Annotated in this window: 8 protein-coding genes, 1 tRNA gene and 1 pseudogene; 1 reads left to right on the top strand and 9 read right to left on the bottom strand. The window is 40.8% G+C overall.

Going from position 1 to position 8,426, the window contains the following annotated elements:
• Positions 1-546 precede the first annotated feature (546 nt).
• Positions 547-753, top strand: a pseudogene (locus CDZ78_RS12725) (DNA sulfur modification protein DndD); the annotation flags it as partial.
• 113 nt (positions 754-866) lie between these two features.
• On the opposite strand, the gene CDZ78_RS12720 reads toward CDZ78_RS12725, so the two are convergent.
• The 9 genes from CDZ78_RS12720 to thrS all read right to left on the bottom strand — a co-directional run bounded on the left by CDZ78_RS12720 (position 867) and on the right by thrS (position 8,419).
• Positions 867-943, bottom strand: a tRNA-Pro gene (locus CDZ78_RS12720).
• Between the two features lie 98 nt (positions 944-1,041).
• On the bottom strand, positions 1,042-1,395 hold the full coding sequence (locus tag CDZ78_RS12715) for a MerR family transcriptional regulator (protein ID WP_087870349.1): 354 nt from the start codon (positions 1,393-1,395) through the stop codon (positions 1,042-1,044).
• Positions 1,379-1,675 carry an integration host factor subunit alpha gene (gene ihfA / locus CDZ78_RS12710; protein WP_087870348.1) on the bottom strand — a complete coding sequence of 99 codons (297 nt, stop codon included), beginning with the start codon at positions 1,673-1,675 and terminating at the stop codon, positions 1,379-1,381. The genes CDZ78_RS12715 and ihfA overlap by 17 nt, the downstream gene beginning before the upstream one ends.
• A gap of 5 nt (positions 1,676-1,680) precedes the next feature.
• Positions 1,681-4,053: a phenylalanine--tRNA ligase subunit beta gene (gene pheT / locus CDZ78_RS12705; protein WP_087870347.1), complete on the bottom strand. Its 2,373-nt coding sequence runs from the start codon at positions 4,051-4,053 to the stop codon at positions 1,681-1,683.
• A gap of 15 nt (positions 4,054-4,068) precedes the next feature.
• Complete coding sequence (pheS, locus tag CDZ78_RS12700; protein ID WP_087870346.1) at positions 4,069-5,088, bottom strand: phenylalanine--tRNA ligase subunit alpha; 1,020 nt, start codon at positions 5,086-5,088, stop codon at positions 4,069-4,071.
• Between the two features lie 181 nt (positions 5,089-5,269).
• On the bottom strand, positions 5,270-5,632 hold the full coding sequence (rplT, locus tag CDZ78_RS12695) for a 50S ribosomal protein L20 (protein ID WP_087870345.1): 363 nt from the start codon (positions 5,630-5,632) through the stop codon (positions 5,270-5,272).
• A gap of 14 nt (positions 5,633-5,646) precedes the next feature.
• Positions 5,647-5,844: a 50S ribosomal protein L35 gene (rpmI, locus tag CDZ78_RS12690; RefSeq protein WP_087870344.1), complete on the bottom strand. Its 198-nt coding sequence runs from the start codon at positions 5,842-5,844 to the stop codon at positions 5,647-5,649.
• A gap of 198 nt (positions 5,845-6,042) precedes the next feature.
• A complete protein-coding gene (infC, locus tag CDZ78_RS12685; protein WP_087870343.1) occupies positions 6,043-6,567 on the bottom strand; it encodes a translation initiation factor IF-3 in 525 nt (174 codons plus the stop codon).
• A gap of 22 nt (positions 6,568-6,589) precedes the next feature.
• A complete protein-coding gene (thrS, locus tag CDZ78_RS12680) occupies positions 6,590-8,419 on the bottom strand; it encodes a threonine--tRNA ligase (RefSeq protein WP_087870350.1) in 1,830 nt (609 codons plus the stop codon).
• Between the last annotated feature and the right edge of the window lie 7 nt (positions 8,420-8,426).

Here is an 8,426-nt window from a genome sequence, read left to right as displayed (position 1 = left end):
TGATACGCAAATATGTAAAGTTTCAAGAGAAAATAGAAAAGGACTTAGAGTCCTAAACTGAAGTTTCCCAATAATTATTTATGGTAAAATTGAAACTATGCTACAACTATATGAAAAAATAGTCTTTTCATTCGTTTCAAATGCTATTGCCTAAGGGGAATTAAGTAGGGGTTTGCTATAAACATGGCAAAACCACCTAAAATAAACCTCGATACACCAGCATTGTGTATTTCAGCTACTCAATAATTGGGAAACTTCAGTAGTAAAAGTAGTCATGTTTTTTATTTGCCAATATATTTCTCTCATGCCAAATACCGAATAAAAAAAATTATACACACTTAATATTCAATGACTTGCAAGGCACAAAATCACTAAACAAGCACTCGTTTGGCTTTAAAATCTGACTATTCCTACTTGGCTTGAGCCTGTTTAATATTAAATACTTACACCCTGAGCTCCATTCTTTACCTAAAAACCAAGACTCTAAAATCCACACTTAGAGTCACCTTGCTTAATGATTTTGGCAATGAGATACCTAAAGAGAGCTTATCAGCAGGTGAGCGCCAAATATATGCAATTGCAATGCTTGATGCTTTGGCAAAAACTTCGAGCCGAAAACTCCCTATGATTATTGATACACCTCTAGGACGACTTGATTCAAAGCATCGTAAAAAATTAGTTGAAAACTATTTCCCTAGTGCCAGTCATCAGGTCATTATTCTTTCAACAGACACGGAAATAGGCAAAACATATCTTGCATCAAAATAAACAGCCTACCCAAAAGTAGTTTTTACCCAGAATTTTACCCACAGCGTTTTTAGGCATAAAAAAAGCCCCCCATTTACATGATAAGCCATTGATTCAATTGGTCGGGACGGCGGGATTCGAACCCACGACCCCCACACCCCCAGTATGGTGCGCTACCAAACTGCGCTACGCCCCGACATATTGAACTTGTGATTACTTTAAGAATGACTAACGAGCGTTAGTCACTTATAGATAGCCCGCACAGTATAAATGAACTGCGCGGCTTATCAATCTTTATTTTAGAATTTCTAGAATATCTTCTAGCTCACCAACCATTTGGTGAATGACCTGTTTTGTACGCCCTGAATCATCTTTCGCATCGTCACTTTGCAGGTGAGTTCTAGCGCCACCTATCGTGTAACCTTGCTCATACAACAAAGCTCTGATCTGACGAATTAACATGACGTCATTACGTTGATAATAACGCCTATTTCCACGTCTTTTTACTGGTTCTAACTGCTCAAACTCTTGCTCCCAGTACCTTAATACATGTGGTTTTACTCCACATAACTCACTCACTTCTCCAATTGCAAAATAGCGTTTTGCGGGGATGGCGGGTAATTCGTTATTATTACTCGGCTCCAGCATAGGCTTCTACTCGTGTTTTTAACTTCTGTCCGGTTCTAAAGGTGACGACCCTACGTGCGGAAATAGGAATCTCTTCACCTGTCTTGGGGTTTCTTCCTGGGCGACTATTTTTATCTCTTAACTCAAACTTACCAAAACCTGAGATTTTTACCTGCTCTCCATGCTCTAGCGAAGTCTTTATTTCTTCAAAAAAAATCTCAACCATTTCTTTCGCTTCACGCTTATTTAGACCAATTTCATCAAATAATCTTTCCGCGAAATCTGCTTTAGTTACTGCCATTTATTCTAATCTCTCAACTTTGCACTTAATTTGTTAGATAAAGCGTCTAACACCCTGTTAACTATAGCATCAATTTCAGCATCTGTAAGAGTTTGTGTTGCATCTTGCATAATTAAAGCTAATGCTATACTTTTATACCCTTGCTCAACGCCCTGCCCACGGTAAATATCAAATACCATGACCTCTTTAATTAATTTTTCCTGACAGTCATTAATGCACTTTTCAACTGCATGAAAAGATACTTGCTCTTCCAGTAGCAGCGCTAAATCACGACGCACTGATGGAAATTTAGACAAACTATTAAAGCTAGGAACTTTGCGCTCCAATAACACTGCCTGAGATAGCTCAAATAAAAAAACATTAGTATCAAAACCTAGCTGTTTTTCCAGTGTTGGATGTAACATCCCTATCCAGCCTAATGATTCGCCTTGCATAGTCTGTATTTCTGCACTTTGACCAGGATGTAATGCACTATGCTTAGCTGCTAAAAACTGCACTTCACCCCCTGTTAACGCACAGATAGCTTCTACATCTGCTTTTACATCGTAGAAATCGACTTTACTAGCTTTTTCAGCCCATTGCTCAGCATTAGCTGAACCCAGTGCTATACCGGCCAGCATTTTTTCTTGCTGCGCCACATCGGTACCTAAAAACCGTTGCCCAGCTTCAAAAAAACGTACTCGAGATTGCTGACGCTTAGTATTATAGGCTGCAGCCTGTAGCAAGCCACACCAAAGTGTAGTACGCATAACAGCTAATTCTGATGAAATCGGATTTTGTAATTTGATATAAGTATCATCAGGTACTAGCGCTTTTTGTAACTCTTCATCGACAAAGCTATAAGTAATGGCTTCTTGATAATCCCGACCTACTAATAAGTCTTTAATCTGGTCAATTTCTAAAATAGCTTCAGGCGCCTGACTCAAAGCAGAACGCATTAACAAACTACTTTGCGGCAAATTGTTATAGCCATAGACACGACCTAATTCTTCAATTAAATCGGCTTCTATCGCGATATCGAAACGAAACCCCGGAGGTGTTACCTGCCAGCCTTCAGAATCTTTTACAACCGCCATACCTAGCCGCTGCAAAATACCTTCGACTTCTGCTTCCGCTAATGCAACGCCTAAAATACGCTTAATTCTTAGCTGACGTAAAGTCACTGCTGGACGTTGCGGCAAATACTGCTCCGCGACGGCTTCAGTGATTGCACCAACACTACCTCCAGCTATTTCGACAATAAGCTGCGTTGCCCGCTCAATGGCTCTAGTTTGCATATTAGCATCAACACCACGTTCAAAACGATGTGAAGAATCTGTATGCAAGCCAAAATGACGCGCCTTACCCATCATAAAGCTAGGGTTAAAAAACGCACATTCAAGGAAAATATCTTTAGTACTGTCTGATACAGCAGATTCACTACCGCCCATAACACCCGCTAAAGCCAATGCCTTTTCAGCATCTGCTATCACTAAGGTTTCTGTATTGGCTTTAATCTCCTGATCGTTTAATAAACCGAGCACTTCATCAGCATTAGCCATTCGCACTTCGATTCCACCGGATAACTTTGCGGCATCAAAAGCATGTAAAGGCTGGCCCATTTCTAATAGGACATAATTAGTGACATCCACGACAGGCCCTAAACTTCTTAGACCTGAACGGCGCAAACGTTCTTGCATCCATAAAGGTGTTTCTGCCGTAGCATTGACACCTTTAATTAATCTTCCTAAGTAGCGTGGACAAGCCTCTTGCGCACTCACCTTAACATCAAGTGTCTCCTGATGTTCAACTGCAACGGAGCTTACCGCTGACACTTCAAATTCTATATTATTCAGTAGTGCAACTTCCCTTGCCACACCTTCAACACTTAGACAGTCCGCTCTATTCGGTGTTAAATCAACCTCAATCAACTGATCATCTAGGGCTAGGTATTCACGAATATCAGTACCTACTGGTGCATCCGCGGCTAATTCCATCAAACCATCTGCATCTGCTGCCATTCCTAATTCTTTTTCTGAACACAGCATGCCAAAGGACAGTTCACCACGTAATTTTGATTTTTTAATCTGAAAATCACCTGGTAAAACAGCACCAATCAATGCTGCAGGAATTTTCAATCCTTCACGTACATTACTTGCACCACAAACGATTTGTAAAGGCTCACTTTCACCCACCTCAACTTTACAAACTCTTAATTTATCTGCGTCAGGATGCGCAACAACTGATACGACCTGCCCAACGACAACACCACTAAATTCTGCGGCAGCTGGATTGACTGAATCAACTTCCAGGCCTGCCATGGTAATTTGTTCGACCAACGCCTGCGTGTCAAGCGCAGGGTTTACTAATTCTCTTAACCAAGCTTCACTAAATTGCATTATTAAACCCTCCCTTTAATTAAATTGCTCAAGAAATTTAAGATCGTTTTCAAAAAACAGCCTTAAATCATTGATGCCATAACGCAACATAGCAAGTCGTTCAACACCCATACCGAATGCAAAGCCGGTAAAATCTTCGGTATCAATATTAACTGATTTGAAAACTTCAGGATGGATCATTCCGCAGCCCATGACTTCCAGCCAACCAGTATGACTACAGACACGGCAACCTTTACCATCACACATGACACATTCGATATCAACTTCGGCTGAAGGCTCGGTAAACGGAAAATAAGAAGGCCTAAAACGCACCTGGATGTCTTTTTCAAAAAAGGCTCTTAAAAATTCATAGACCACGCCTTTTAAATCAGCAAAGCTGACATTTTCATCAACTAAAAAACCTTCTACCTGATGAAACATAGGCGTATGCGTCACATCTGAATCGCAACGATAAACGCGCCCCGGCGCAATGACTTTTAAAGGCGGCTGGTACTTTTCCATAGCACGCACTTGCACAGGTGAAGTGTGAGTTCTTAATAGCGTATGTGCATCAAAATAAAAGGTATCGTGCATCGCCCTGGCAGGGTGATGTGAAGGAATATTTAAAGCTTCAAAATTGTGATAATCATCTTCAATTTCCGGCCCTTCTTCTACCTTAAAGCCAACACTGGAAAAGATTGTTGAAATACGCCTTAATGTCAGCGTTACCGGATGTAGGCCTGACACAGATTGTCCTCTACCAGGCAAAGTAACATCAATGGTTTCGCTCGCCAAACGCGCATCAAGTGCTGCTTGCTGTAGCGAATTTTTCCGCTCTTCCAGGGTATTTTGAAAATCGGCTTTTACTTGGTTAATTGCTTGTCCCGCTGACCGTCTTTGCTCAGGGTCTAGCTTACCGAGCTCCTTCATCTGTAGGGTAAAAGCACCTTTTTTTCCCAGATATTGCACACGGATTTGATCTAATGCTTGTAAATCATTGGCTGCTTCAAGCTCTTGTAGAGCTTGTGCAAGAATTTCTTCGAGGGTCGCTGACACGGATCTTTCGCTTATATTTAGAATGGTAAAAATAAAGGAGAAATATGTACGAAATAATTTAATTTTCAGTAGTTTATCTACTTTATAGCATCACTACTTTATTTCGTACATATTCCGTAACAAAAAAAGGGCTTTTCAGCCCTTTCTCAAACCTTCCAAAAGGAATAACTTTCGTTATTCTTTATAGTGGACTTTGGTTTGCTTTAGCAATTTTAGCAATTTCAGCAAAAGCATCCATATCGCGCACTGCAATATCAGCTAATACTTTACGGTCAATTGCAACATTTGCTCTGGTTAAACCATTAATCAAACGGCTATATGAAATATCACATAATCTTGCTGCCGCATTGATACGCACAATCCATAAAGCACGAAAAGTACGTTTTTTAACTTTACGGTCACGGTAAGCATATTGACCTGCTTTGATAACCGCTTGCTTAGCAACACGATAAACACGGCTACGCGCACCGTAATAACCTTTCGCCTGCTTTAAAATCTTTTTATGTCTTGCTCTGGCAGTTACGCCACGTTTTACTCTGGCCATTCTCTTCTCCTAGATTAGCTGTACGGTAACATACGCGCAGTCATGCGCACATCTGATTGATGAAGAGTAGCCGCTTTACGCAACTGTCTTTTTCTCTTAGTCGATTTTTTAGTCAATATGTGGCGACGATGTGACGCTCCACATTTAAAACCGCCATTTGCTGTACGCTTAAAGCGTTTTGCAGCACCACGATGGGTTTTCATTTTTGGCATTTATTTTCTCCAATATAATATAAAAATAACACGTCCCTGATATAAAAACTCAGTAAGGCAAAATGCACTGGCCCGACTGAATTGATAACACTACTATTCCTATAGTAGTAAAAATTTCGTTTTATTGATTATTTTGTAGGTTGGGTTAGATTTTTGAGCCTAGCGAAAAAGCTAACCCAACCTACATTGATAGATAGTCTATTTTTTCTTTCTAGGTCCTAGAACCATCACCATCTGGCGGCCTTCCATTTTAGGAAACTGCTCAACGGCTGCCAGCTCTTCCAGATCCTTCTCAACTCTCTTCAAAAGATTCATACCAATCTCTCTATGCGCCATTTCCCTACCACGGAAGCGCACCGTAATCTTGGTCTTATTTCCTTCTTCAAGAAACTTAGTCAAATTACGCAACTTAACATTGTAATCGCCAATGTCTGTACCAGGTCTAAATTTAATCTCTTTAACCTGAATCTGCTTTTGTTTTTTCTTGGCCATCGCCATTTTTTTATTCTGGTCGAATAAAAATTTGCCGTAGTCCATAATCTTACAAACCGGCGGATCAGCATTGGGCGAAACTTCTACCAAATCCATATTGGCATCAGAAGCTAAACGTTTTGCGTCAATCAGTGACATAATGCCACCCTGCCCTTCAGGCAAACCTGTTAATCTGACACGCCTTGCAGTAATTGCGTCATTTAAACGTGTTGCATCTTTTTTAGAAGCGATACTCTTTTCTCCTGGTTACTAATTACTTTCTGTATTCAATGTCGTCATTCAGTCGCTGCACAAAAACATCAACTGACAAGCTACCCAAATCATGACCTTTCTGTGATCGCACCGTCACAGTTTTTTCTTCCAGCTCTTTATCGCCAATAATTAGAAGATACGGAACTCGTTGCATGGAATGCTCGCGAATTTTAAAGCCTATCTTCTCATTTCTCAAGTCAATTTTTGCTCTAAAGCCTTGTTTTTCTAATTCAGCATAGACTTGTTGTGCATATTCGTCATGACGACTGGCAATATTCAACACCACTACCTGATCTGGTGAGAGCCATGCAGGCATAGTTCCCGCATGCTGTTCAATCAAAATACCAATAAATCGCTCTAAAGAACCTAATATGGCGCGATGCAACATAACAGGCACCTGTTTAGACCCATCTTCAGCAATAAAACGGGCATCTAAACGCCCTGGCATCGAAAAATCCACCTGAATAGTACCGCACTGCCAGACACGTTCTAAACAATCTTTTAATGAAAATTCAATCTTAGGACCATAAAAAGCACCTTCACCAGGCTGTAACTCCCAGTCCAGGTCTTTATTATCTAAAGCTAGCTCTAACGCTTTTTCTGCTTTATCCCAAACTTCATCTGCGCCTACCCGCTTTTCAGGACGTGTAGATAGCTTGATTAAAACGTCCTCAAAGCCAAAATCCTTATAGACTTCAAATAGCAAATCAATAAAAGTCGAGACTTCATCTTGAATCTGATTTTCTGCACAGAATATATGCGCATCATCCTGAACAAAATTACGTACACGCATCAAACCATGCAAAGTACCTGATGGCTCATTACGATGACACGATCCAAATTCTGCCATGCGTAAAGGTAAATCTTTATAGCTCTTTAAACCCTGATTATAAATCTGCACGTGACACGGGCAGTTCATCGGTTTAATAGCATAATCACGATGTTCAGAATGAGTAGTAAAAATCATATCACCGAACTTATCCCAGTGACCTGATCTCTCCCATAAACTGCGATCTACAAGCTGAGGTGTTTTTACTTCACCATACCCATGCACACGCAATTTCTCGCGTATATATTGCTCAACTTGCTGATAAATTGTCCAGCCCTTTTCATGCCAGAAAACCATTCCTGGAGCCTCTTCCTGAGTATGAAAAAAGTTTAATGTTTTAGCCAGCTTACGGTGATCACGCTTTTCCGCTTCTTCTAAGCGATGCAAATAAGCATTCAGCTCTTTCTTATCATTCCATGCTGTCCCGTAGATACGTTGCAGCATTTCGTTATCTGAATTACCGCGCCAATAGGCCCCGGCAATTTTCATTAATTTGAAGGCTTTTAATTTACTGGTCCTCGGCACATGCGGCCCACGGCAAAGGTCAGTAAAATCGCCTTGTGTATACAGGGACAAATCTTCGTTACTAGGAATCGACTCGATAATTTCCGCTTTATAACTCTCACCTAAATCACGAAAAAACTTAACCGCTTCATCACGCGAGACAACAGAGCGTGTAATCTCTAGGTTACTAGCCACCAGTCGCTGCATTTCTTTTTCTATTTTCTTGATATCCTCAGGTGTAAAAGGACGCTCATAGGAAAAGTCATAATAAAAACCATTTTCGATAACCGGGCCAATCGTTACCTGCGCCTCTGGAAAGACTCTTTTAACTGCCTGAGCAAGTAAATGCGCAGATGAATGACGGATAACTTCTAACCCTTCATCATCTTTAGCCGTTATGATTTGCAGATTAGTATCGTTTTCAATAACGGCGCTAGCATCAACCAACACACCGCCAACCCTTCCGGCCAAAGTTGCCTTTGCCAAGCCAGAGCCAATTGACTGC

The organism is Bathymodiolus platifrons methanotrophic gill symbiont (assembly GCF_002189065.1).
In the GTDB taxonomy this organism is placed as follows: domain Bacteria; phylum Pseudomonadota; class Gammaproteobacteria; order Methylococcales; family Methylomonadaceae; genus Methyloprofundus.
This window is presented reverse-complemented; position numbering and strand designations above follow the sequence as displayed.